The organism is Gilvimarinus polysaccharolyticus, assembly GCF_001187555.1.
Lineage (GTDB): Bacteria > Pseudomonadota > Gammaproteobacteria > Pseudomonadales > Cellvibrionaceae > Gilvimarinus > Gilvimarinus polysaccharolyticus.
This window is the reverse complement of sequence record NZ_LFIJ01000002.1, coordinates 1,419,056-1,443,943: the sequence shown is the minus strand read 5'-3', so window position 1 is coordinate 1,443,943 and position 24,888 is coordinate 1,419,056. Positions and strand designations below refer to the sequence as shown.

Here is a 24,888-nt window from a genome sequence, read left to right as displayed (position 1 = left end):
AACTCGATAATTCAGCGTTACAAGCTGCAGCTTCGCTCATCGTTTAATTTAAAATACGTTGCACAGCAGGTGTCATTGCCTGAGGTGAAAAGTGAGCCTCAAGATTATTAATTCCGCCCCGCGACAAAATCCCCCAAAGCTCGGCATCTTGATACACTTTGGCAATCGCCTCGGCAAACTCTCGCGGGTCTTCAGCCACCAAAACGTCCTCTCCTGGTACCGTATGCATACCTTCTACCGCACAATTGGTAGCAACTACGGGGATTCCGTAGTTCATCGCTTCATTTACCTTGCCCTTAACGCCGGCACCGTAACGCAGCGGTGCAATAGACACACGAGCGCTCTGCAACTGAGGCTCTATATCTTCGACAAAGCCACGCATAATTAAATTATCCGACCCCAACGCCTTTATATCATCTGGCATATGGCTACCGATTACCGAGGTTTTAACCCCTGGCAGCAACTGCTCAATATGCGGCAACACCTCTTTAGCGTACCATTGCACCGCATCAATATTAGGTGGGTGACGAAATCCCCCGACAAACAAAATACCCTCTCGCTGCTCGTAGCCTGGACGCTCGGGCGAGTGAGAATGGATATTTGATACGATATCCACTGTCGCGGTAGGCGCGATTTCAGCCAGCAAGGTTTTTTCAAACTCGGACACCACCAGAGTAATGTCGCAATTATTAATAAGCTCTAGCTCTTTACGTTTTGTGATCGCAGATTGAGCCTTAAGCGCCGCATCACCCGACACTTCAAACTCGCGCTCCTCACGAACAAAATGTAAATCAACCGTATCAAAAATAAGCCGTGCTTGGGCCGCACAGGCACGGGCTAATGCCACATACTGCGAGGCTATATAGTGACGACTAATTAAAATGGCTTTCAAGCCGGCGCCGCGTTTATGTAATACTTTTCGTACCGAGCCCGCCCACTGGTTGTGTAACACCTCAATACCCGCCGCCTGTAGTTCATCAACCGGCTTTTTTCGGTACTCTAGGTTATCAGCAACAAAAGTAACGTGATAGCCTTCGGCTTTAATCAGCTTTAACAAATTCAACATTCGAATCGAGCCGGAATCTTGATCGGGCGTGATCATACAGGCTTCAATCACTAACACATTACCACGAGTGGTACGGTGCGCTTCGTTATCCGGATCAATGGCATTTTCAGCGTGATTCGCCAACACGTTCTGCCAGCGGTCAAAAAACTTTTTACTGTTAATAACCTGATACGCTTTGATCCCGCTGGTCTCATCACGGCCGTGACTAACACCTTCTAAATGATAAATTTCGGCACTGGGCTGATACAGAACACGCAGACCTTTATCACGTATACGAAACGCCAAATCAGTATCTTCATAATAGGCAGGGGCATAATAAGTATCAAAACCACCTAGCTGCAAAAACACCTCGCGCTTAATGGCGAGGGCCGCACCAGAGCAATAATCAACATCTCGGACATAATTAAATCGTGGGTCTTGCGCGTTTTGATCCCGACCATAATTCCAGCCGCTACCATCACGCCAAATAATACCGCCGGCCTCTTGCAAACTACCATCACGGTTTAATAATTTCGCCCCCACCAAACCAACATTGTCATGTTCGCTAAAGGTTGCCAACAACCGATCAAATGCACCCGGCGCTACCACTGTATCGTTATTCAACAATACCAAATACTCACCGCAGGCAAACTCGGCACCCGAGTTCATATTGCCAACAAAACCTTGATTTTCAGCAGCTGTCCAAATACGAATTCCCGTCACCATTGCCAATGCTTGCACTGCAGGTTCGGGCGAACAATCGTCGGCGACAACCACTTCAAAAGGTACGCTAGGCGGGTTCTCGGCGATACTCTTTAGACAAGCATAGGTGGTTTCATGTTGACCATATACCGGAATCACTATCGACAATACAGGCTGTTGTGAGCCCTTAAGCGTGAGCGGGGCCAACGTTATAGGCTGCTCGCTTAATAACTCCGGGTTAACATTTATTGCCGCTTGATGGCTTTGAGCTTCGGATTGAGCAATGGCCGATGCTGCTTCATGCCTTACACGCCCAAATAATCCACGCCACTGGCCTCTGCGGATTAAATTAAACAGCCTTGCATAAGAGGCCGGCCGTATAATGTGACGCGCCAACCGAGCACACACATAAGGCACCTTAATTAAACCGCGTTTTAATACTCGCAGTGGCCGAGTAATACGCCAAGAAAAACTGTTCAACAGCGCGTCACGCTCGCCAATCAACTCATTTACTTGGCCCTGTAAATTCGCAATTAGCTGCTCACTGCGATCAATATGGTCTTGTGCGTTGCGAGCTTGGTTTTGCAACTCCCTGATATTATCTTTAGCCTTGGCAAGGTTACCTTCACTCAACGCCAAGCTTTGCTCGGCACGCTTTTCGTAGGCGAGGCGCTCCTTGTGAAACTCATCAGCCAACAGTACCTGCCCTTCATGTAGCTGGCGTAGTGCGCGCATACTAGCCACTTCCGTCTCATCGTCCGGCAGTAGTGACAAACGGCGCTCCACCTCGCGCATTACGCCGCGATGATGAGTACGGCTAGCAAAATGCAATAACGATTTTATTGGGCGATCAAGCGGTAACGGTGCTTCGGGTAAAGCTCGGATACTGTCGAGTAAAGCCCGAGTGTCCACTTCAGCATTACCCGAGGCTTTAGCAACACTTTGTATGTACCAACTGACGTACTCGTCAATATTGTCATGGACTACACGTGTGGGCTCGGCACTGGCGGCGGTAGCGGCCGACAATGCCTGCAACCAAGTTTCACTGCTGGCATTTGGGGCAATAAGTCGGGCATGGGCAACACCAGCCAAGCGCTCTGTTAAGGCACCAATGTCAGAGGCAACAATAGCAACATCGCAAGCCAGCGCATGTGACAATGTAAAACAAAACGTTTCTGGTACTTGAGCAGGAAACCAAATGACATCGGGTTTTTGCTCGGCAATGAGTCGCGGTAAATCTTGCTCGGCATAATCCCCGGTCATGTTTAACGGCGCATCGACTGGATCTGTGGAAAAACCAATTAATTGAAAACTCAACGTTGGCATCTCAGTGGCCGCTAACGTTGCCACTTGCTCAACCACCTGCAAGCCTTTCTCGGGCGAGAGCGACCCTAACAACAACACTTTTTTTACATGAGGCGCCGCAATTACTCGCTGCGGATGGGCTTGATCGCAATATTGGGCGCTAGGGAAAACTCTTTTGATAGCATTTTTTATACTACTCGACGGCGCAATGATACGATCCGCACGCTCCACGATAGGCGCCATCAAGGCTTGCCACTCATCGTCTGCGACAGGCCAACTCGGGCCATCACATACAGCACCGCCATCCACTTGATGGTAGCGCGGTGAGATCAAATAATAATCGTGCAGAGTAATATCAAGCGGTAATGCCAAAGCTTCTATTAGCGCAATAACATCCGCGCTCCAACCGTGTACATGATGTAAATGTATCCGATCAAACTGAAATTGACGCAGCAGCGTAAGCCAGACCTTAATGCCGTCAGCATCAAAGCCACCCATTTTTACGGTAATCTCCTCTGCTGTATCCGAGATCAAACTAAGCTCTACGACCCCATCGCCACAACCGCGTAACACCATTACTCTGGCCGGCACAATGCTCCGCAACAGCGATACATGCTGCTCTACCCCACCGCCCCAAGCGTGAGTTATAAAAAGTAGCTTACTGCTTTTATCGCGAGCAAAGTCATCCAGTGCTTGGGCTGCTTTAGGGCTCAGCTCTACTGGGTTAACGGGTATTGATACGTCTTTCATTGATTTCTCTATCGTTAATAATTCTTGCTCGGCGGCTCTAATACGCCTGAGCGCTTGCGCTGCCGCACTGTCGGCACTCTTGATTACAGCATCAAGCCGGTCACGTAAAAATTTAACCGGATCAAGCGCCACAAACTCTTGCACTTGAGTAAAAAAATCTGGGTAGCGGCTATTGATTACAGCCTCTGCCGTTTCAGTCAGCTGAGCCTTGTCGTCGGCAAAACTCACACTTCCCTGATGAAACACAAAACAGTCGGCAGCCAATAAATGTACCCACCCGGCGTTACTGGCCTTAATGCAAAAATCGTTTTCCTCACCATAGCCCCGACCAAAGGCTGCCTCGTCGAACAAGCCAATCTCGTCCAAGCACTGCCGGCGAATATACATGCAAAAACCCACAGCGGTGGGCAACTCAACTGTTAAGCCTGGGTTTGCCGCTTGGCAATAGCGCTGCATATCGGCAACATCGCAGCCAGGCAACATTGGGTTATCATGACAAAAAAGAGGATAAGAACAGATAGTCGCATTATTAGAAAAAGGCGTTACAGTCGCAGCGAGGGAGTTGGCGAGCGCCGCAGCTTGGATTACTTCAAGCCAACCGAGGGCCACTAAGGTATCGCTATTAAGCAAAACAACATCGCGCCCCGCGGATAATGCCATCGCCCGATTAACACTGCCAACAAAACCCAGATTAACCGTATTGTGCAATACGCTAACCCGATCAATATTAGCCCATTCGTCAAAGCATGCCGACAACCGTGGCTCGGGCGAGGCATCATTAACCACAATAATATTGGCGTGCTCAGGCAATGCCGCTAACGCCGCCGCGACACAATCACATGTTGACTCGTAGCCACGGTAAACAGGGATAATGATACTAACGGTTGGGATTACATCCATAGTCGTTACCGAGCTTTTATCGGCTGGTATCTGTTCGCGCACACCGTGGTGACCTTCACTTCAACATAACCATTAAACAACATCGGCAAAACTACCTTTGGTTTTTCTAAAAAACCACAAGCCTAACGCAAATGTCAACAAGGCTACCAACATCGATGTGGTAAACATCTCTAACGTTGGCAGCGAGTGAAACGCCACAACCCCTCTTACCGCCTCGACGTAATAAGTTAAGGGATTAACAGCCAACACTATTTGAAACTGTTCCGGCACATAGTTGGTAGGAAAAAAGATAGGGCAGGTAAATAGAAACACCGTAGAAATAAAACCAATAATGTGCGTTAGATCTTTAAAAAAAACGCCCAGAACGCTCACAAGCCAAGCGACACCAGTACAAAACAATAAATACTGTAATAACAGAACGGGTAAAAATATGACGTGCCACGTCACGTGCCCGCCCATAAAGCCAGATACCAGTAAAAGAACCACAAATGAAACTAAAAAATGGAACAATGCCGATACCGACACAACCCCACCAAAAATAGTGAGAGGAAACACCACCTTCTTTACATAGTTAGCATTATCACGAACTACCGATGTAGACCGAGTTAATATATCTGAGAACATCATGTGTACTATTAAGCCGCAAAATAACAGCACAATAAAACTAGCTTCCGCATCCCCTTGCGCAGGCCAACGGGCTTGAAAGATAACGCCAAAAACAAAACCATACACAACCATCAAAAGCAAAGGGTTAATGGCTGACCAAAAAAGCCCCAACAATGAGCCTTTATAGCGCGCAGAAATGTCGCGTTTAACCATCATCGAAAATAAACTTGTATAACGGCTCAAAGCCGAAACGGTATCATTAGCAAAAAACATTAGTTCACCACATCCAATGTAAACCCAACCACCGGTGTACCAAACAACCCATGGATAATATGACTTGATTGACAACTAAACACCAAAGCATCATGAATCCAACAATGCTGAACGTGATTGGACTGGGTTCCCGATGCGATACCTAACGATATTACATATTCACCCTGGGCTAAATACGGCATTAAAAATTTCAATTTTGCAACGTATCGGTTATCACCAGAAACACTGTACCCGTCCGGCTTAAACAACAAACTATTATCGCCAAATAATACTTGGCCACGCTTATCTTTAAGCAAAAAGCCCACAATGAAATTATTTAGATCGGCCTGAACACTCATAACCACTTCAAGCTCAACTACCGCACCGCCAAACACAACTGATAGTTTTCGCCCATGTTCATCGCGCAAACAGGTATCAGCCACCTTTACCTGGCCTGTACCAAAGGACTCCGCAGCCGTGTCAAATGGGGCGATCTCTATATCATTTCTATATTTTGTACTTTTAAGCAGCTCTTCTCGCGGGTCATACCAAGCCTCTAATGCTTGCTCATATTCGACCACGTCAACAGAATCCACCTTAATGTCACCTTGAATCTCCCCATAAAGAAACTCCAAGTAAGTCTCGGTCACTTGTTTGGCACTACCTTCCAGCATAACCTTGCCTTCATGTAACCACAGCGCTTTATCACACAACTGTGAAACGGCTCCCGAGTCGTGACTAACAAAAATGATTGACCCTGTTTTTTTAAACTCGGCCAAAAAACGCATACACTTTTGAGAAAAAAGCGCATCACCAACTGCCAACGCCTCATCAATAACTAATACATCAGCATCAACATGAGCAATAATTGAGAAGGCCAATCGAACAAACATACCACTGGAATAAACCCGTACAGGGCGATCAATAAATTCACCTATTTCTGCAAACGCAATCATATTCTCGATACGCGCATCAACTTCACGTCGAGTCAGCCCATATATAGCAGCATTAAGGTAAATATTTTCGCGCCCAGTAAAATCCGGATTAAAACCCGCGCCCAACTCAAGCAACGCCGCCACTCTGCCTCGAACGTCTACGTAGCCTTCAGATGGTTTTAATGTCCCGCAAATAATCTGCAGTAAGGTAGATTTACCCGCGCCATTACGGCCAACGATTCCAAGGGTTTCGCCCGCATCAAGGCTCACAGAGACATTATCTAAGGCGCAAAAAACTTGAGCAGTACGATTGTAAGTTGGCACTAATAGCGACAACAGTCGCTTAAATGGCTGATCAATTAAGAGGTATTTTTTAGAAACCGAGTTTACTGTTAAAACAGAATTCATTGACTTTGCTCATATGGACAGGTGCTCTAAGCGAGCACCTGTTGCGCCACGGGATATCCGTATCCACAAATCGAATTACACTTACTAATATTCAGTTGATTGATAAGAATCAAACCATCAACCCTGTGATACATTTACTTAAGGTAAAGCCACCACTTGTCATCAATAGAAATCCACTTTTCAGTCAATTGAGAAGCAATTTCACCACTCGCGTATGCCGATTTATAACGAATATCAATCGTTACATTACACACACTTTCGTCGCACTGAACATTATTCACCTTGGCAAAAGTCCAGCCACTCGCGCCCAAATAGCTAGATTTATAACGATTCAAAGGGAAAGATGATCTATAGCCCGGCGTCGTGAATTTATACGCTTTTTCGTAGTCGCCCATCATCAACGCATCTACCCGTGTCTGAGCTCGGTCTGACACAGCCAGCTCTGGCGTCTTAGTAAGATTAGACGCACAACCCACAAGCATTAAGATTCCTAGAGAAGATAAACCTACTTTCAACATAACAATATAACCTTCAAATTTAAAAATTAGGATCAACTAACTTACTGCTATCAAGAGACCGCTGAAACGCTTCTAGCCCCTTCATGCGCCTGCGCATCTCTTTGGTCACATCCCGAATATCTTGATCTGTTTTCATCACATGTGGGGTAATAATAACCAACAACTCTGTACGACGCTCATTCGACGTATTACTACCAAACAAAGAGCCAATGATTGGTAAATCCTGAAAGAAAGGCAGCCCTGTCTTACCTTCGGTTTCATTATCGCTAATCAACCCACCCAGTACTACCGCCTCTCCAGAACGTACCGCAACGCGGCTCTCAATATTGCGTTCATAAAAACTCGCCTGCCCTGTTCCTTCATCAACAGACCCAATATCAGTCACCGACTGCAGTAAATCCATCGTCACTAACCCTCCGGCATTTACCGAAGGGGTAACATCAAGTTTCACACCTGTATCACGATAGCTGATTGAGTTTGAAACTCCGCCCCCCTCCAACAACGTGGAGCTGCTCCGGATTGGCTGTTGTGTACCCACATGTATAGAGGCTGAGTGATTATCCAGTACCATAATTGAGGGCGTGGATAACACTTTAACCAAACTCTTAGTAGACTCTGCTTTTAACAGGGCCTGCACTTGTTCCAGTGGATTAGAAAAAGCATAGCCAAAAGCAGGGGTGCCTCCTTCACTATCAACCCCCAAACCTACGTAACCATCACCAGTCCAGCCGCCACCAAGAACGTTATCAAAATACCACTCCAGACCATAGCTCAGCTCTCCGGTCAAAGAGACTTCTAAGATACTAGCCTCAATTAAAATTTGTGAGGGCATAACATCCAGTTGCTTTAAGGCGCGCTCTATTTTTCGATACTCGGCACCCTTGGCGTAAATCAACAAAGTATTATTAACTTCATCGGCTACAATGCGCAGATCATCGGCCAGGGAATAGCTAGATGCACCTGAACGACTGGAGCCACTAGAACGCTGGCTGTTACTGCTTGTTGTAGATGAGTTATCACCCGACGACAAATTGCTCGAGGTTAGACCGGGAGCCACACCAGAGTTTCCTCGGTTTGATGAACTGCTCCCTCCTCCCGATCCGCCAAATACATTACTAATCAGTTGAGCTAAGTGGTCTGCATCACCATTTTGTACTGAGTAAACAAATAATTGTGGCTCAGTACTTTGAGTTGGCGCTCGATCTAAACGTTCGATCCAAGTTTGCACTTGGCTCAATAATTCTTTGCGTGGCGTAACCACCATAACGGCACTTAATGACTCTAACGGCACAGTGCGAATCAAGCCACTTAACGGGCTTGATTTTTCATCGCCGGAGGTAGCCATTAAGGTTGCCAATGCCGCCTCAACTTCTTCGAGCGAGGTAAATTCGATAGGAAACACACCCACCGACATGCCGGCCAAATAATTAACATCAAAGGTTTGAATAATATCCAGCCAACCATTTAACTGAGTACTGCCGCCACCTAAAATCAATAAATTACGTATCGTATCAATCCGTACAAAGGCGCTTTCAGGGGCAACTGGCTGTAAAATTTCAGCCATTTGCGCCGCACCGATATACTGCAACGGTATAATCACATTGCTATATCCTGGCTGTAACGAGGCGCTATTTTGAAACAACGGATTAGCCGCTTTAAAGTCCTTGCTAGCGGTAACCAAGTATCGACCATCGGCCCGTTTAACCAAGGCAGCGCCGTTAGCATCTAACATACTCTCTAAAATAATCAACAACTCTTGGCGCGCTACAGGAGCTTGAGTGCGCAATGTGACAACACCCGGAATTTCACCTTCAACGACGTACTCTTGCGCCAAAATATCGCCCAAAATTCCGTGCACGACATCCTCTAGTGGAGTGCTTGCAAAATTTAAGGTGACGCCTTTACCGTCCAGCTCAACAACTGCCGTACGCTTAGGCATATCAATGGTTTTTCCCGTGCCTTGGTACACGCTTACCGGTGAGTCGCTTGGCTTGTTGTCAACTGCACTTTCTACCGCACCAAAAACCTCAGGTTTCGAGTTATTGCTGTCGAGCGTGTCCTGTAACTCTTGAGCACTCTCAGCAGTGTGCGGCGTATCGTCAACCTGCCACTGCGCGCAAGAGGTAAGCAAAGTACAAACTCCTACACACGCCAGATAGCGCCATGATTTGGACCGGACTAGCTGAACTGATTTAAATGCAGTTATCATTGTTTCTCCGATAAATTTTGCTGTTTACCCTGCCATTTAGCAGGTAACGGCTCGCGATGGTTAAGGCTAATTTCCTTAACACTAGGCTGTTCTTGCGATTCGTCCCCCTCAAAAATAAACGTTGCACTAGAGGGCGACACTCCCACTAATCGCCAATCTTGATACAGGCCATCTACCACCACTCGGTGGACATCGCCTTTTTTAATTTTAAGCACTACGCTGGACGTTAATCCTGCGGCAAAAACTCCCACCAACTCGGCGTTATCCAGCGCATCATTTACGCGTTTTGGTGCAGCTTCTGGCATTGGCTCGGCGGCACCCACATAAGGTTTACGTTCGGCCCAAAATAACGGCCGCTGGGATACTATGGCGCTATTAACCGGAGCGCTAGAGCTTAATTGCGCTGGATTTAACTGTGTCAGCTCGGGCAATTCTGTTTTAATATGCACCGGACGCTGCATAAACAACAAAACAACAAGCCCAAAAACACACACCAATACGACTAACGTCAATGTCGCGCGCTTTATTTTTTGTAACAGCATAGTGTTGGCCCCTTTAACCCGAAACTTGCATAAAGCTGCTTAACACAACAGTGACACTTAGCTCTTGCCCTTCATCAAGCTTGCGTCTCCGCCGAGGCTTAACCTCTATACTATCAATCACGACAATGGGGTTTTGATCGGCCAACATAATCAGAATATCTGTCAAGGATGTTACCCCACCCGACGCAGTCAAACGCACTCGGATACGCGTAAACTCCGTTTGTTTTACCGCGGGTAAAACTTGGCTACCACTAACAGTTAAACCGGCCTCAACAAACAACTCGCGCATACTTTGTTGCATATTGTTCGCCAAAGCACCTGGTTCCGATTGGTCAGAATACGTTAATTGCCCCAACGTATCGGCTGCCGCTTGCGCTGCTGTTGCAATATCTTGTTCGGTGGCAACCAAACCTTTTAAGCGAGCAATTTGCGGCACTAAACGCGACTTGTTTTGCTGCAACTGATAAGCCGACGCTAACAAACTAACACCCACAATACCGGTCACAGTAACGACCAGCGCCAAAGCACTAACAACCAACCACTGTGACGGATTAAAGCCTGACAAGTTAAATCGATTATTGGCGCTCATGGCTGCTCCGTTTGACTAAGAGGCAGTTGTAGTTCAAGGCGAAAACGCTCGACACCGTCGTTCCCCACTTTACGGATAGCCGACAAAGGCTTAACACCGTTAAAATACGTATTGGCGGTTAACTGCTGAATCAGAGCCGCCGCATCATTAGCGTAGCCATCTATGGTTACTTTGTTGCCCGCCTGCTCGTAGCTACCCAGCCAATTATCATCACCTAAACTCGTCGTTAATACCGCCAAAGGCGCCAAGGGTTTAGCGGCTATATTAACTTCTGTCTGGAGTATATTAATGCGAGTGTTATTGTCGGCCAACTGTGTACGCAACTGCATCGCATTGCGCGCCTCTAGCCGGCTTTGTTGTAGCTCTGTCTCTATTTTATTTAACCGATAACTTTGATACATCCAAGGTAGCGCCAACAATACCGCCACCGCCACCAGTGCCACCGCACTATAAATACTCAACCGGGTTAAGCGTTGTAGGTAGCGAGCGTTGCGCTGCGGCTCGGCAAAGCCTTCTAAAATAATTATTTTATCCTGGCTCTCGGCCCAAATTTCGTAATCGTTGGAGGCAATATCGGGATTCACGCTATGCAGCAAGCTCATGACCCCAGCGCGGCTCGCCAGCGCTAAAGACAACGCTACGGTTTTACCCCCGGCGTCATCTACCCGCTGACCAACAGCCGTATCATCGGCCAGAAATGGACTGGCGGCGGTTACCTCGGCGGCTACAATTTGGGGCAAGTTGGCAAGCGCCGCACGCGGCAAGGTTAAATGACGTGTTAATACATGGGTATCGGGCAACACCACCGCTTGGCACTTATCTGCGTCAGCTAATAACGGCGCAGCCGCGTCCGCTTGCCAGCGATGCGCCAGCACCGGCTCGTCTAATTTTTGCCTGATGGGGGAGTGATAGGTCCAAAACACATCGCGCCAGACACGACCCAACAGCCCGCCTAGCTGACTTAAATCAAACCCAAAAAGTTCCCACTGATTTTTACTGGACAATACCATCACTCTCAAAACGTAGCTGTGTTACCCGAAACGCCCGATAACGCCGGCCTAATTTACCATCGGCAGATACCCAAACACTGCGCTGCAATACCGAGCCGTCATCTAGTGCAATGCGCACATCCACGCGCGCGGCACTGGGCAGCTGTAGGCGTAAATCAACCTCTGCTGACGAATCCTGTGATGGCGCGGATGCTGCAGCCCAGACAGTATCTTCAAGCGCTGTTTGCAGTTCGGCCGATGCATACTGAGCGTTAAAACCGCCATTATTGCAACCGGCACACACGACCCATTTAAGCCGCTCAAAAATCTCACGGGTTAAGCCCGGAACCGCCATAATGTCTTCTAAAACATAGACTTCCTGCGCCACTTGCCGACGCCGTTCTTGCGTCTCGGCCGAGGTTCGCCACTCTATCACAGAATCACTTAAAGCCCGAGTTTCGGAGGCCTCAAGGTTAGCCGCCGCAAACGCTTGAGCCAACAACTCAGGGCCGGCACTTAGCACATCAACCAAACCACTGACCGGTATCACACGCACAGTGGTGTCATAGTCATCAAAGCGCAACTCACCCTGCAATGTCGAGGCGAGCCCCGGTGCCTTTTGCACCAAACCGCCGGCCACCAACAGTGCCACGCCATCACCCACCGCGCCCGCCTGAGCCTGCATTAAATACAATCTAACGCCACTCACCTCGGCCCGCGACAATCCCATTAACCCCGCCACCAACAAACTTAACGCGGCGATAAACCACAGCAACATGGCTAAGGCGACACCTCTTTGGCGGCCTCGCAGTCTCATGGCAAACTCTGGTTCATAGCAACAATAATAACGGGCCAATAGCGCCCAGCGACTTTCAGTTGCAACCGAACATGCGAGGGCATCCCCGAGTCCGGCCTACTCTCAAGACCATCCCAGTCGGCAACCCAATCGTCATAAGCATTAACGCGATACGCCACCGCAAACTCCTCGACATCGCTCAACAATACATAGCTTAGATCGCTGTCAGTCCATTCCGCCAACTGTAGGCCCGGCTGGTACTGAGCCATCAATTGCCCCTCTTGCAGCGCTAAACGCAAAGACCACAAGCCCCCCGCACGACCACTAATTGCCAGCGGCGCAACAAATTGCAGGTAGCTTTCATTGCCGTAAAAATACACCCCAGACGGCACTCCAAGCTCCAGCATAGTGACAGGCTTGGCGTCGCTTAAAGCTTGGCGCAAATAATTCGACACCAATTGCATTTGCGAGGAAGCCTCAGCTTTTTGCTCTAAACGCGCCTGCGTATTAGCCAATGTACGCATAGCTGTAACCGTCGCCAACACAATCAACGACAATATAGCGATAGAAACCACAAGTTCGATTAGCGTAAAACCGCGAGTTTTAGAAGTCACCGGACGGCGCCTCTACCGCTACCACAGAAGGCAGGTGAACCTCTCGAGGGCGTTCGTCGCCCCAGCGCACCCAAACATCTATTTTATGCAGTGCGGTTTGCTCATCATTTGGCCCCGACACAGGCTCTGATTTTACCTGCCAGTAATAACCATCATCGGTGCTGCCCTGCTGCGCTACACCTTCGGCAGGCACCGCGCTGTAATTAGCCAATAATGATTGCGCCATAGAAACCGCGTAGGCGTAATCCTCGGTGGTGCTAATGCTGCGAGTAGCGCCGCCGGCTGCCTGATACAACATACCAAGCGAGACCCCCAAAATAGCAATCGCCACCACCATTTCTAACAGTGAAAACCCACGCTGCCTAGTCCGGCCAATCACAACGCGCTCTCCAACTGCCCATCTACCGACTGCTCCACCCGGCCCAACAACCAACCTACATGCAATCGCACCCAGCGGTTATTACGACCAATATTTACCGTTCCACCGGTAGAGCTGCCATCACTGTAAAAACGGATCACGGCGGTGTCGGAATCAAGCATTAGCTCTTGTGCGGCCTCCACCTCTAGCGTGACAAAATCGGGTAAATCGCGGCTTTCACCATTGCCATAGCCGATGCGCTTTTCACGAGGGTTAATAGATACTTGCGCCGCTTGACCGCTGATCATCGCTTTATAACGCGCCGCCTCCAGCGCGCGGCGCACATCACGCACCGCCTCGCGGTATTGCATAGATTGATACATTTTATGCGAGGCAGGCACAGACACCGCCAGCAATAGCCCAGCTATACTAAACACAATAAGTAACTCTAACAGGGTAAAACCCCGCAGTTTAGCGCCTGGTGCGGCAACCATATAGTCAGCTTACCGAGTTTGCCAATTACCAATATCGGCGTTATCGCCCTCACCACCGGGGCGACCATCAGCCCCGTATGACAACACATCAAACTGACCATGCTCACCCGGAAACTTATACTGATAGTCATTCTTCCAAGGGTCTTGCGGCAACTCATCGCGACGCAAATAAGAGCCATTCCAACCCGCCACACTACCGGGATCTTTTACCAGCGCCTCTAGGCCCTGCTCGGTAGTTGGGAACTTACCGGTATCTAGCATGTAAATTTCTAGCGCCTGCTCAAAGTCGCGAATTTGCACTCCAGCGGTATCGGTTTTGGCGCCGCCCAACTGGTTAAGCACCTTAGGTCCCACCAAGCCCGCCAGCAGACCAATAATAGCCAACACCACTAACAGCTCTACCAAGGTAAAGCCCATTTGCTGTTTCTTGCTCATATATCTACCCTTCCAAAAACTCACTACATGGCCAAATCATTGACCGACAAAATACCCATTAAAATAGCAACAATAATAAACCCGATCATACCGCCCATAGCTAAAATCAAAATAGGCTCTAGCAGAGTCAAACTGCGCTTAACCCCTGCGGACACTTCATCATCATAGACCCGCGCCAGCTCTAGCAGCATAGAGCCTAGCTGACCCGACTCTTCACCTACGCGCACCATTTGCACCATCATCGGTGAAAAATCACCGCTCTCGGCCAAAGCCTGCGAGACTCGGCCGCCACGCTTTACCGCTGGAGCTAATGTTTCTAATGAGGCGCGCACCACACCGTTAGACACAGTACGGGTAGCAATATTAATAGCTTGGAGCACTGAGACCCCACTTTCGAGCAAAGTTCCAAGAGTGCGAGCAAAGCGCGCCACCTGATATTTAAATACCACTTTGCCAAACACCGGTAATTTTAACAGACGAGCATCCAGCACGGCTTTGCCTCGCGGTGTTTTTAGCCAGCGGCGCAACATGTAAACCGCAAGTCCTCCCAGCAAAATCAAATAAATTCCATTGTTTTTTATCGCCTCACCGCCGGCAATAACCAGTTCGGTTACAAGCGGTAAAGACTCACCCATATCGGCAAACAGCATCTCAAACTGCGGCACCACAAAGCCCAGCATAACCAGCACAGAAATCAGCGACACCACAGCCAAAATCGCCGGATAAATCAGCGCCGACACCACACTTGAGCGAACCTGCTTGGCGTTTTCTAGCTGCGCGGCTAGGCGAGACAAAATAGCGGCCAAATTACCACTGGCCTCGCCCGAGCGAATCATGCTGACGTAAAAGTCATCAAACAATTCGGGCTTGTCGGCCAGCGCAGCACTAAAGCCTTTACCGCCTTTTACCGTAGCTAAAATATCCTCAAACACCCCCTTTGCGGCGACGCCCTCAGACATATCAATTAATACTTTTAAGGCTTTATCGATGGGCAAACCAGCACGTAACAACACCGCCAGCTCATTGGTAAAAGACAACACTTGATTTTGCCCAAACGCCCGCCCGCCGCTGGTCGCGGCCGCTGCTGTGGTCAGCGAAATAACCACTAAGCCTTGGCTGCGCAGACGACTATTGGCTGCAAGCTCCGAGGTCGCCTCAACGACACCTTCGGCAAGGCTACCGTCACGCTTGGCCGCTTTATAAGTATATTCAGGCATAAGCTAACAACACCGTTACACATCGCGTAAAAAAGCTATGCATAGTAGCAAAATGAATGGGGCTATCTCCAACCGGGCCAAAACCGCGACTAAATGGCCTCGGCAGTCTCGGTTTGATCTTGAGTGACACGCAACACCTCGTCTAGCGACGAAACACCCGCCGCCACTTTACACAGGCCGTCTTCATACAAAGTACGCATCCCGCTCCGACGTGCCGTGGCGTGCAGCTCGGTGGCATCAGCGCCCGCCTGTACCGCTTTATGCATTGCGCCGTCCATCACAAACAACTCATGGATCGCGGTACGACCTTTATAACCACTGTGCTTACACTCCGTGCAGCCACCAGCGCGGTATAGGGTTTGCTGATCTTTGGGCATAAAAGCTTGTAAACCAATACGTTGCGCCTCTCCAGGCTCCAACGTGTAAGCAACCTTACAATGGCTGCATAAGGTTCTAACCAAGCGCTGGGCTAACACGCCGTTTACCGACGAGGTAATGAGGTAGCGCTCTATGCCCATATCCTCTAGTCGAGTAATGGCACCCGCCGCCGTATTGGTGTGCAAGGTAGATAACACCAAATGCCCCGTAAGCGCAGACTGTACGGCAATTTGTGCGGTCTCGCCATCGCGCATCTCACCAATCATAATAATGTCGGGGTCTTGACGTAAGATGGCGCGCAAAGAGCGGGCAAAGGTAAGCTCAATTTGCGCCTGCACCTGTATTTGGTTTACGCCATCTAATTGGTATTCGACCGGATCTTCTACGGTAATAATTTTTAATTCGCTAGCGTCTAGTGTCGCCAGCGAAGCATACAACGTGGTGGTTTTACCCGAGCCGGTTGGCCCAGTTACCAGCAACACGCCGTGCGGACGGTTAAGCAATGCTTGGTATCGTACTAGCGTATCATCGGCAAAGCCCATGCTTTGCAGGCTAAGCTGAATACTGTCGCGATCTAGCACCCGCATCACGATACTCTCACCGTGTACCGTGGGGATGGTAGACACCCGCAAGTCAAGCTCGTGGCCTTTAACCCGCATCATAATACGGCCATCTTGCGGCAAGCGCCGCTCGGCAATATTCATGTGGCTTAATAATTTAATCCGCGAGGCAATTGCGGGGGCCAGACGAGAGTCGGGCGTATCCGGGGCATCTTGAATTACACCATCAACCCGATACCGCAAATGCAGTTTATCGTCAAACGGCTCGACATGAATATCGGACGCGCCCACATCCAAAGCGTGATGAATAATTTGGTTCACCAAACGAATCACCGGAGCTTCACTGGCGATATCTTTTAGGTGCTCAACAAACTCTTGATCACTCTCAGCGTGGACGGTATCTAGCTCAGTATCTTCTGCATCATTGGCAACGGCTAAATGCCGCTCTAACGCCGCCGCCACATCGGCCTCTAGCCCCAAATGCACAACGGCAGGGCGGCCTAATGCCAACTCTAAGGCTTTTTGTAAATACGGATCTTGCGGCACCGCCGAGGCAAACTCGGGCAACGCCCCAGCGCTCAGAGGCACCACACCATTACCCAACAAAAAGGCATCGGCAAGCTCGGCGATTACCACCGGCTCTGGGGGGTAATCGGCAGCCAACAACAAACGCCGCTGCAGCTGGCCGGCCAGCGCCGCCATTACATCCGGCTCAGACACCAAGCCAAGCTTAACCAACACTTGCCCCAGATAACCGCCCATTTCCGCCTGAGCTAAAAGAGCACGCTCTAAATCTCTAGCGGCAAGCTTGTTGCCGGCCAGTAAAAGCTCACCAAGTTTCACAAACACCTACCTTACTTGGCCGGCTCTTGCACTGGTGGGTTAGCCGGGCTCAGACCATACTTTTGGTAAAATTTATTTAGCTCAGTCACATCGCGCTCGGCTTTAAGTGTTTCGTGCCGCAACAAACCCAACATAGTGGCTATCGTTTGCTTTGCAACCTTGTTTTGCATCTCTTGAATGAGCTCTTCGCTCACCCGCTCAAACGGTTGCTTTTTGCCGGCAAACTTTTTATTAAGCTTAATAATGTGGTAGCCAAATTGAGTTTTCACCGGCTCACTAATATCACCTGGCTCGGCAAGTTCAAAGGCAACAGCGGCAAACTCTGGCACCATTTTGCTGGCATTAAAAATGCCAAGCTCGCCGGCCGATTGAGCAGAGCCGGTATCGTCAGAATACTCTTGCGCCAAAGTATTAAAATCATCCCCGGCCGCCAACCTTTGCTGTATCAGCTTAACCTGCGCCAGAGCCTCTTCTTCGCTGCGGGTATTGGTCGCGATAAGAATGTGAGCGGCATCTATCCGGTCAGGGCTAACAAATCTTTCGGATTCGGCAATATAAGTTTCGCGCGCTAACGCCTCCCAATCACCGCCTTCAATAGCCTCGGCAATTACGGCTTTTTGCAACGCTTCGGTATACATCCGGTCGGTTTGGTACTTTAACTGCCAGGCCAACTGAGCGGCATCTGGGCCTTTTTGTTCTTGCTGAGCGCGGGCAGACAAACTTCTTACCATTAATAAGTTGCGTAGGTATTGTTCGATATTCCCTGGCTGCCCCAACGCTTTGGCGATATCTTCACCCGGCATATTAAGCGCTACATAGCGCTCCACATCATCGGCGGTGACGGTAATATCACCCAAGCGCACCAACACGGCCGCTTCATCTGCGGCGGTTTCTGCCGATGCAAAACCAGACCCTAAAGCCAGTAATAGCGCGGACATTACCCATACTTTTTTCACAAACAAAACATTCACCTTTACTTTATTAAGACAAAAAAATGGCACAAGCCAAAGCTTGCGCCATTTATACAACAACTTTCTACAATAGTTCTATCGCAAACTTACCAACCGCCAAGATTCTGCACGATAGTCTCGCAATAACTGGTATTGGTACAGCTGGTTGTATCGTTTGGGCTATAGGCAATATTAAAGTAATACTGCGTATCAGGCTCTAACTGACAGGCGGTTCTTAGTGACCGCTGCACCCAGAGCAAGGTATGATCTTGGCCAACACTTGCGCATCGGCTTTGGCCACCCAACGGTGCGCCACCCGGACATTCTGAGATCCACATTTCCCGCGTATGCTCAACCGTCGCGGTAGTGCCGCCCATATTGACCGTGCCGTTATCGACCGTATTATTTGTTGTGGTAAATGCTGCCGACCAAACCGTTGGGCGCCGGGGCAAGTAAAACTCGATAATACTACCGCCCTGGCCAAATGCCGCCACTGCAGGGTGAGTGGAGATCTCTACCCCATTTGGCACGGTACAGTTGCCAACATTTACAGCGCCGCCCACCAAGGTAACGCTAGTGGTGTCACCGCCACCGTTGACGCCGTTGGTGCCAGTGTAAGTATTTGAGTTAACCGTTATAACAGCCGTACCCGAGCTATTGCCGCTGCGGTTTAAAGTGGCCTGCCAAGTATCGGCATCTATTTGGTTAAAGCCGGTTAAGGTATGGCTGGTTGGGCTAACGCCCACATCGGTTTGGCTAAAGCCCGTTACCGCACGACTAAACTGAAAGGTAACCGTAGCGGAAGTGACGCCATCGCCCAAAGAGCTAGGGCTACTGGTAATGTTTAAGGTGGGGGGTGTTAAATCTGGAGCATCGGCTTCACAAACGCCATTGGTTAGCGTGGTATCGGTGCCACAGGTAACGGGGGCCGGAGCCTCACAAACACCTGACGTTAAGGTGGTATTGGCGCCACAGGTAACAGTGGGAACACCTACACAAAAACCATTGACCAGCGTAGTTGTAGCACCATCGCACTGAATAGTCCCGTCAGACCCCGGAAACGTGCCCTCCGTGTAAGTAGCATTCGTAATTGTAATTGCTCCGTTTGCACCGTTAACCTCCATTCCGCCGTAAGAGTACACCACAGGATCTGGGGTTACCCCGCCAGATTCAGGAAACACAATGCTCACGTTGGCGGCCATAGCACCAACAGATACACCGGCAACACCTAGCACTAACGCTAATTTTTTAAAGTTTTTCATACTACCCTCATTACAAAGTTTACAAATTCTTGTGGTCAATAACTTGGCGCTTTAGCGCAGATTGACCTTGCCTGTGCACTTGTTGCACAGCGCGCGCCAGCTTGGCGCCCTAATACTGTTTGGTTGGCTTTATTATATGCAGCCCGCTGTAAATTGCTATTACCTATTAGGCGCTTTCTACAACCACTTGTCAATTTTACACACAATGTTTAACAAACGTGCGATCGCCTGCACAGCCCTGACCATACCGAGGGTAGATACACACAAAACTAAACGGGCGAAACTAACAGGCAAAAAAAAACGCGACCCTAAGGCCGCGTTTTTTATCACGATAACAACAACCTATGGAACGGTGATGTCACGTGTGTAGCTGTGCTCAACCAACCATGCGTAGTTAGCTAAGGTGCCGCCTTCCATGCTGCCGTTGATGAACTTTTGTACAGCAAAACCAGTGATTGGCAAGCCAACAAAAGTAGTCTCAAAGCCAGGAGCTTCGTCATCTACTAACTGACGGGTAGCGCCGCCACCATCTACACTGAAGTCCAGACGTGCCCAACCGTTCTCAAAGCCAAGATCTGGCACACCGTAACGGATACGGGTAGAAGGATGTACAGCTGACGCATCACCAAAGGTCAGTACGTTTACTTCGGTACAGATAGCGAAATCATCTGGACCAGCAGCAGCTGGTGGGCGTGGAGAGAAGTCAATATCGCCAGTCAGTTCAGTTACCGCTTCTTCACGATCCCAACCTTCCAGAGACAATACTTCACAAGCCGCGCCGCCTGCCCATGCTTCGGTGAACGGAGCAACAGGAGCACCAGCACCGTTTACGTAGTTGCGCTTGGTAGGCATGGTGATAACCCAATCGGTATCAGCGTTAACAGCCATGTCCAATACGAAATCGTTAGACAGAGTGTCGTGCATAAATACAGAAGATACTGCATCCCAGCCGTCAGCGAACAAAGAGTCAACTACTTGGTTGCCGTCGATGATCTGAGCAACTGTATAAGCAGAACCCATTGAAGGCAGAACAGTACCTGGGTTGGTGTGCTGTGAGTTGTAAACACCGTCTACTTGAGCTGCACCAAAGAACTGATCCAACGCTTTAGCGTTGTAAGCAGAGCCTGAACCTTCAGCTGGGTTGATCAGTACGCCGTAACCGTAAAGGCCACCTAAGCGGTACAGAGTGTCGTGATCTGCTTGCTCAGCAAAACCCACACTTGCATCAGCCAACCAAACGCCAGTACCCGTTACGTCTGCTGGATTTTCAAAGTTAGCGCTAGTAGCGCTAGGGGTTACACCATTCGCCAACCAGTTAGCACGGATGTTGTCACAACCTGCTGGCTTACCGTTAGAATCGTGAATGATGTCTTCTTGCATATCGGTATCAATGATAGCACCCATCTCGATGATCTCGATGTAACCTTCACGAGTACGAGTTAGATCCTGAGTACCGCCATCACCTTGTAAGCTTCCAGATGGATCTGATGGATCAGGGCTTGTGCCAGCAGTGTACTGGAAGTCACGAAACTCGATACCGTCAGCGCCTGCGCCGGTAGCATCTGGACGCTGGATGTAAGGAACGGTACAAGAGTTATCACGAGTGATAATTTTTGCGCCAGTCTCGCCTACAGGAACGATTGCACCAGTCCACACATCGTGCGGAGACAGGTACAAGTTGAAATCGAGCACCTCTTGGCTGTTTTCGCCTTCAAGGAAACGTACTTTAACTGCCTTGTAGTAGTCGGTAGTGTTAGTAACGTTAACGTAGGTGTTTTGGCCGCTCTCTACAGTGTAGAAAGGATAAACCAGAGTTTCACCCAGACCGTCAGTGTTAAGGTAAACAGCTTGGGCTGTACTTGCTACACCGGCCAGTCCAGCCAGCATTGCCAAAGGTAGAAGTTTTTTCTTCATTGTCTAGCTCCTAGATTTACAAAGTATTGTATTGTTTTCTGTTTAGTAGGCTACTCAGCAGCCTTACAAACTCGATTTACCACCAGCACATGACCGGCCAGATGCTCTACGAACACCCAATCGCGCTCTAACTTACCACAGCACTCATACCTAAACAACTGGATATAAGTGCATTTTATCCGCTCATCGGGGGCAAGCCTGTGTCAGCATAAAAAGTTTGACTGCCGTCACATACACAAAGAGTTCTTTGCGCTGAACTGAGCCTACCTTTCATCGACGACCGCAGTTTACCCGTTGCCAGCAGCTTAGGGAAGCCCCGTTATGCACTTTTTTATAAGTAACATTAATAAGCCGCGTCAAGCACTTGGGCCGCTAACTCCAAGCAATATCTAATCCAACATTATCGCGGTAGATTTATGCGCCACCGGTTTGCCCGCCAATAGCTTGCAGTATTACTGATGGCTATTGTTTGCGGGTAACAGCCGCTTAATCGCGCCACGTGAATTGCATCAAGCTAACTGCACCAAACTGGCGCGGCGATAATTTACCCGTTATTAACGCTGGCAGCAATGGCGCAACGCAACTGATCTATAATATCGGCGTAATTTTCGGCGTTAAATATCTCAGAGCCCACCACAAAGGTGTCGGCGCCCGCAGCCGCTATTTGGGCTATGTTGTTCACCTTCACTCCACCATCCACCTGCAAGCGTAGGTCGGCGTTGCCGCAAGCGTCTATCATTTGTCGGGCTCGGCGTATTTTGTCCATTACATAAGCAATAAAAGCCTGCCCGCCAAAGCCTGGGTTAACCGACATAAGCAACAGCATGTCTAGCTCTGCCAGCACCTCGGATACACATGTGAGCGGGGTGGCAGGGTTAAGCACTAAGCCCACCTGGCAGCCCAGCTCTTTAACACGGTTGATCGAGCGATCTAGATGCTTCACTGACTCGGGATGAAAGCTAATACGGGTAGCCCCCGCTTTGGCAAAGTCCTCTATCAGCGGCTCCGCCTGAGCCACCATCAAGTGCACATCTATCGGGGCGTTTATGCCATAGTTACGCAATGCTTGGCACACCAGAGGGCCAACCGTCATGTTGGGTACAAACTGGTGATCCATCACATCTAGGTGCAACCAATCGCCGCCCGCACTTAATACCTGACTGGCTTCATCGCCCAAACGGGCAAAATCCGCGCTTAATATAGAAGGCGCAATAATTGGTGATTGTTTAGCCACAGTTAAACCTCTGTTAATGGTGACTGCCCCGCAGCGCAGCACTCTAAGTATTTACACGGCACCCGCTAACAGTGCTGGCGTATACCGCACGGTAAGCTAGTATACAATTTGCCGTCAGAAGGGGAACCCAAGGCACCCTTTAATTAAATTTTTGCGTGACGATAGTATATTTTTTGGTTGCGGCGGGGACGTCTCGCCACTGCCAAGGGCATGGGCATGGGCATGGGCATGGGCATGGGCATGGGCATGGGCATGGGCATGGGCACAAAAATGATCCGGCGCGCACCACAAGAGCGCAAGGCTCACCATGCAGTCATAATTCAGCGCAATTTAAAGCAAGGCCCTTTAATTCAATTGCCGCAACCGCTCGGGCGTACCGACATCGCTCCACGCCCCGCTATAAACTTGCGCGGTAAGCTGCTGCTTTTGCAGTGCGTGATTAAATACCTCGGCAAGCCCAAAGCAGTCTCGCCGCTTAGGGTAATTAAGCACCAAACTTGGATGCAGTACGCTAATGCCTGCAAAGGTGTGACCAGGCTCTTTGGCCTCTCGCGTTAACAAGTGCCCCGCTGCACTTATGGCAAAATCGCCCACAGGCTTGAAATCGGGGTTGGGCACCAACACCAAGCGCCCTAGAGCGCCCTTTGCTAATGGTGCCGCTAACAGCTGAGCAAAATCAAAGTCGGTAAAAATATCGGCGTTAAGCAGCACAAAAGGGGCTTTACCCAAAAGTTCGGCTGCATGCACTATAGCGCCACCGGTTTCTAGCGGTTCGGGCTCTTGCGAGTAAACCACTTGCACCCCCCAAGCCGTACCATCGCCAACAAACGCTTTAATTTGGTCGCCACGGTAGGCGAGATTAATAACAACCTGAGTAATACCCGCGCGGGCCAGCGCCTCTAGATGGTAGGCAATAAGTGGTTTGCCGCGCACCGGAATTAACGGCTTGGGCAAGGTGTCGGTGAGCGGACGCATACGCTTACCCAACCCCGCCGCTAAAATCATGGCTTTCATGTTAGGCCCCTTACGGTTATGTCGTACGCAGCTTGCGGCTGATACCAAGGCTGCGTTTTACAAGCCGGCGTGATGCGGGCGGCGAACCAAGCGGCAAACTCTTGTAGCCCTGGGTAGCAGGCGGCAACCTCTTGCACGTAGGCCATAACGCGGGGTAAATCTTTTAGGTAGCTCGATTTACCATCGCGCAAGTGCAACCGAGCAAAAATACCCAGTACCTTTATATGGCGCTGCAACCCCATCCAATCGAAATCTTGCAGGTAATCGGCGGCGGCAATAGCCGGCATGATGCCGGCATCTATGGCCATGTCGCCATAGGCCAGCGCCCAGCGGCGCACGGCGGCGGCAGGCAAGCGCACATAGCAATCGCGCAGCAACGATACCGCATCGTAGGTTAACGGGCCGATTACGGCATCTTGAAAGTCAATAACACCCAAGCTGGCGTCGGCCTTTATCAGTAAGTTGCGCGAGTGGTAATCGCGGTGCATCACCACCTGGGGCTGCTGTAGGGCGCGCGCAATTAATTGCTCGAAGGTGGCCTCGAGCATAGTTTGCTCGGTCGCGCTCAGTGTTAAACCTAGCAATGGCCCCACAAACCAATCATTAAACAAGGCCAGCTCGCGCGCCATAAAGGCTTGGTCAAATAACGGCAGCGACGCGGTATCAGCCGGCGCTTGGGCAATAGCGAGCAAAGTAAATAATGCCTCGCCGTACAGAGTTAGAGCGTTATCGCTGTTTAACGCGCCGCCAAACTCTTGTTGACCAAGGTTTTGCACTAACATAAAACCTTGCTGGGCATCGGCTGCGTGTATATCCGGCACCACCACTCCGGCATTACGCAACAGTTTGGCCACGGCTACAAATTGCGCGGTATTCTCAGTAGCGGGCGGCGCATCTACCGCCAATAATGTGGGGGCAGCACTCATAGCGTAGTAACACCTAAAGCCTGCATCGCCCGCACAGCGGGTTAATGTTATGGGGCATTGCAGCACCTCACTTACCCACTGCTGCAACGCGTTTTGTCGTGCCTGCTTATGACTCAACCTACCGCCCTCTTATTGTTGTTAAT

The 24,888-nt window shown here is 49.7% G+C and carries 21 protein-coding genes; all 21 read right to left on the bottom strand.

Going from position 1 to position 24,888, the window contains the following annotated elements; all coding sequences use genetic code 11:
* Nucleotides 1–43: 43 nt before the first annotated feature.
* Entirely contained in the window at nucleotides 44–4,744 is a 4,701-nt protein-coding gene (locus GILYN3_RS14840; protein WP_049723724.1) for a glycosyltransferase, read from the bottom strand.
* Nucleotides 4,745–4,774: 30 nt separating this feature from the next.
* Nucleotides 4,775–5,581 (bottom strand): ABC transporter permease, encoded by an 807-nt coding sequence (locus GILYN3_RS14835; RefSeq protein ID WP_049723723.1) that lies wholly within the window; start codon nucleotides 5,579–5,581, stop codon nucleotides 4,775–4,777.
* The gene (locus GILYN3_RS14830) at nucleotides 5,581–6,903 is read right to left on the bottom strand and encodes an ABC transporter ATP-binding protein (RefSeq protein ID WP_049723722.1); all 1,323 of its coding nucleotides are present in this window, start codon (nucleotides 6,901–6,903) and stop codon (nucleotides 5,581–5,583) included. Before GILYN3_RS14830 ends, GILYN3_RS14835 begins: the two co-directional genes overlap by 1 nt.
* A gap of 134 nt (nucleotides 6,904–7,037) precedes the next feature.
* Nucleotides 7,038–7,421, bottom strand: a complete 384-nt coding sequence (locus GILYN3_RS14825) for a hypothetical protein (RefSeq protein WP_157484945.1) — start codon at nucleotides 7,419–7,421, stop codon at nucleotides 7,038–7,040.
* Between the two features lie 19 nt (nucleotides 7,422–7,440).
* Nucleotides 7,441–9,552 carry a type II secretion system secretin GspD gene (gene gspD, locus GILYN3_RS14820; protein WP_049723720.1) on the bottom strand — a complete coding sequence of 704 codons (2,112 nt, stop codon included), beginning with the start codon at nucleotides 9,550–9,552 and terminating at the stop codon, nucleotides 7,441–7,443.
* 74 nt (nucleotides 9,553–9,626) lie between these two features.
* Nucleotides 9,627–10,172 carry a hypothetical protein gene (locus GILYN3_RS14815; RefSeq protein ID WP_049723719.1) on the bottom strand — a complete coding sequence of 182 codons (546 nt, stop codon included), beginning with the start codon at nucleotides 10,170–10,172 and terminating at the stop codon, nucleotides 9,627–9,629.
* Between the two features lie 13 nt (nucleotides 10,173–10,185).
* The gene (gspM, locus tag GILYN3_RS14810; protein ID WP_049723718.1) at nucleotides 10,186–10,761 is read right to left on the bottom strand and encodes a type II secretion system protein GspM; all 576 of its coding nucleotides are present in this window, start codon (nucleotides 10,759–10,761) and stop codon (nucleotides 10,186–10,188) included.
* Complete coding sequence (locus tag GILYN3_RS14805; protein ID WP_198147367.1) at nucleotides 10,758–11,765, bottom strand: PilN domain-containing protein; 1,008 nt, start codon at nucleotides 11,763–11,765, stop codon at nucleotides 10,758–10,760. The genes gspM and GILYN3_RS14805 overlap by 4 nt, the downstream gene beginning before the upstream one ends.
* Nucleotides 11,755–12,567, bottom strand: a complete 813-nt coding sequence (locus GILYN3_RS14800) for a hypothetical protein (protein ID WP_049723716.1) — start codon at nucleotides 12,565–12,567, stop codon at nucleotides 11,755–11,757. Before GILYN3_RS14800 ends, GILYN3_RS14805 begins: the two co-directional genes overlap by 11 nt.
* A complete protein-coding gene (locus GILYN3_RS14795; RefSeq protein WP_049723715.1) occupies nucleotides 12,564–13,160 on the bottom strand; it encodes a prepilin-type N-terminal cleavage/methylation domain-containing protein in 597 nt (198 codons plus the stop codon). The genes GILYN3_RS14800 and GILYN3_RS14795 overlap by 4 nt, the downstream gene beginning before the upstream one ends.
* Entirely contained in the window at nucleotides 13,150–13,539 is a 390-nt protein-coding gene (locus GILYN3_RS14790; protein WP_232305607.1) for a type II secretion system protein, read from the bottom strand. Before GILYN3_RS14790 ends, GILYN3_RS14795 begins: the two co-directional genes overlap by 11 nt.
* On the bottom strand, nucleotides 13,536–14,012 hold the full coding sequence (locus GILYN3_RS14785) for a GspH/FimT family pseudopilin (protein WP_049723714.1): 477 nt from the start codon (nucleotides 14,010–14,012) through the stop codon (nucleotides 13,536–13,538). The genes GILYN3_RS14790 and GILYN3_RS14785 overlap by 4 nt, the downstream gene beginning before the upstream one ends.
* A 9-nt stretch (nucleotides 14,013–14,021) precedes the next feature.
* Nucleotides 14,022–14,447 carry a type II secretion system major pseudopilin GspG gene (gspG, locus tag GILYN3_RS14780; RefSeq protein ID WP_049723713.1) on the bottom strand — a complete coding sequence of 142 codons (426 nt, stop codon included), beginning with the start codon at nucleotides 14,445–14,447 and terminating at the stop codon, nucleotides 14,022–14,024.
* A 23-nt stretch (nucleotides 14,448–14,470) separates the two neighbouring features.
* Entirely contained in the window at nucleotides 14,471–15,664 is a 1,194-nt protein-coding gene (locus GILYN3_RS14775; protein WP_049723712.1) for a type II secretion system F family protein, read from the bottom strand.
* A gap of 89 nt (nucleotides 15,665–15,753) precedes the next feature.
* Nucleotides 15,754–17,445 (bottom strand): GspE/PulE family protein, encoded by a 1,692-nt coding sequence (locus GILYN3_RS14770; protein ID WP_232305606.1) that lies wholly within the window; start codon nucleotides 17,443–17,445, stop codon nucleotides 15,754–15,756.
* Nucleotides 17,446–17,456: 11 nt separating this feature from the next.
* Complete coding sequence (locus GILYN3_RS14765) at nucleotides 17,457–18,401, bottom strand: peptidylprolyl isomerase (protein WP_157484943.1); 945 nt, start codon at nucleotides 18,399–18,401, stop codon at nucleotides 17,457–17,459.
* 101 nt (nucleotides 18,402–18,502) lie between these two features.
* Complete coding sequence (locus tag GILYN3_RS14760) at nucleotides 18,503–19,657, bottom strand: Ig-like domain-containing protein (RefSeq protein WP_049723709.1); 1,155 nt, start codon at nucleotides 19,655–19,657, stop codon at nucleotides 18,503–18,505.
* A gap of 342 nt (nucleotides 19,658–19,999) precedes the next feature.
* Nucleotides 20,000–21,571, bottom strand: a complete 1,572-nt coding sequence (locus GILYN3_RS14750) for a hypothetical protein (RefSeq protein ID WP_049723707.1) — start codon at nucleotides 21,569–21,571, stop codon at nucleotides 20,000–20,002.
* A gap of 544 nt (nucleotides 21,572–22,115) precedes the next feature.
* Nucleotides 22,116–22,805, bottom strand: coding sequence for a ribulose-phosphate 3-epimerase (gene rpe / locus GILYN3_RS14745; RefSeq protein ID WP_049723984.1), 690 nt, complete (start codon nucleotides 22,803–22,805; stop codon nucleotides 22,116–22,118).
* A gap of 345 nt (nucleotides 22,806–23,150) precedes the next feature.
* Complete coding sequence (gene murU / locus GILYN3_RS14740) at nucleotides 23,151–23,819, bottom strand: N-acetylmuramate alpha-1-phosphate uridylyltransferase MurU (RefSeq protein WP_049723706.1); 669 nt, start codon at nucleotides 23,817–23,819, stop codon at nucleotides 23,151–23,153.
* Nucleotides 23,816–24,862 (bottom strand): aminoglycoside phosphotransferase family protein, encoded by a 1,047-nt coding sequence (locus GILYN3_RS14735; RefSeq protein WP_049723705.1) that lies wholly within the window; start codon nucleotides 24,860–24,862, stop codon nucleotides 23,816–23,818. Before GILYN3_RS14735 ends, murU begins: the two co-directional genes overlap by 4 nt.
* Nucleotides 24,863–24,888 lie beyond the last annotated feature (26 nt).

Excerpts from the sequence above, each read along its gene's own strand:
- GILYN3_RS14835 (WP_049723723.1), bottom strand. The coding sequence starts at position 5,581 with ATGTTTTTTGCTAATGATACCGTTTCGGCTTTGAGCCGTTATACAAGT.
- GILYN3_RS14830 (WP_049723722.1), bottom strand. The coding sequence starts at position 6,903 with ATGAATTCTGTTTTAACAGTAAACTCGGTTTCTAAAAAATACCTCTTA.
- GILYN3_RS14825 (WP_157484945.1), bottom strand. The coding sequence starts at position 7,421 with ATGTTGAAAGTAGGTTTATCTTCTCTAGGAATCTTAATGCTTGTGGGT.
- GILYN3_RS14815 (WP_049723719.1), bottom strand. The coding sequence starts at position 10,172 with ATGCTGTTACAAAAAATAAAGCGCGCGACATTGACGTTAGTCGTATTG.
- gspM (WP_049723718.1), bottom strand. The coding sequence starts at position 10,761 with ATGAGCGCCAATAATCGATTTAACTTGTCAGGCTTTAATCCGTCACAG.
- GILYN3_RS14800 (WP_049723716.1), bottom strand. The coding sequence starts at position 12,567 with ATGAGACTGCGAGGCCGCCAAAGAGGTGTCGCCTTAGCCATGTTGCTG.
- GILYN3_RS14785 (WP_049723714.1), bottom strand. The coding sequence starts at position 14,012 with ATGGTTGCCGCACCAGGCGCTAAACTGCGGGGTTTTACCCTGTTAGAG.
- gspG (WP_049723713.1), bottom strand. The coding sequence starts at position 14,447 with ATGAGCAAGAAACAGCAAATGGGCTTTACCTTGGTAGAGCTGTTAGTG.
- GILYN3_RS14775 (WP_049723712.1), bottom strand. The coding sequence starts at position 15,664 with ATGCCTGAATATACTTATAAAGCGGCCAAGCGTGACGGTAGCCTTGCC.
- GILYN3_RS14760 (WP_049723709.1), bottom strand. The coding sequence starts at position 19,657 with ATGAAAAACTTTAAAAAATTAGCGTTAGTGCTAGGTGTTGCCGGTGTA.
- GILYN3_RS14750 (WP_049723707.1), bottom strand. The coding sequence starts at position 21,571 with ATGAAGAAAAAACTTCTACCTTTGGCAATGCTGGCTGGACTGGCCGGT.
- murU (WP_049723706.1), bottom strand. The coding sequence starts at position 23,819 with ATGAAAGCCATGATTTTAGCGGCGGGGTTGGGTAAGCGTATGCGTCCG.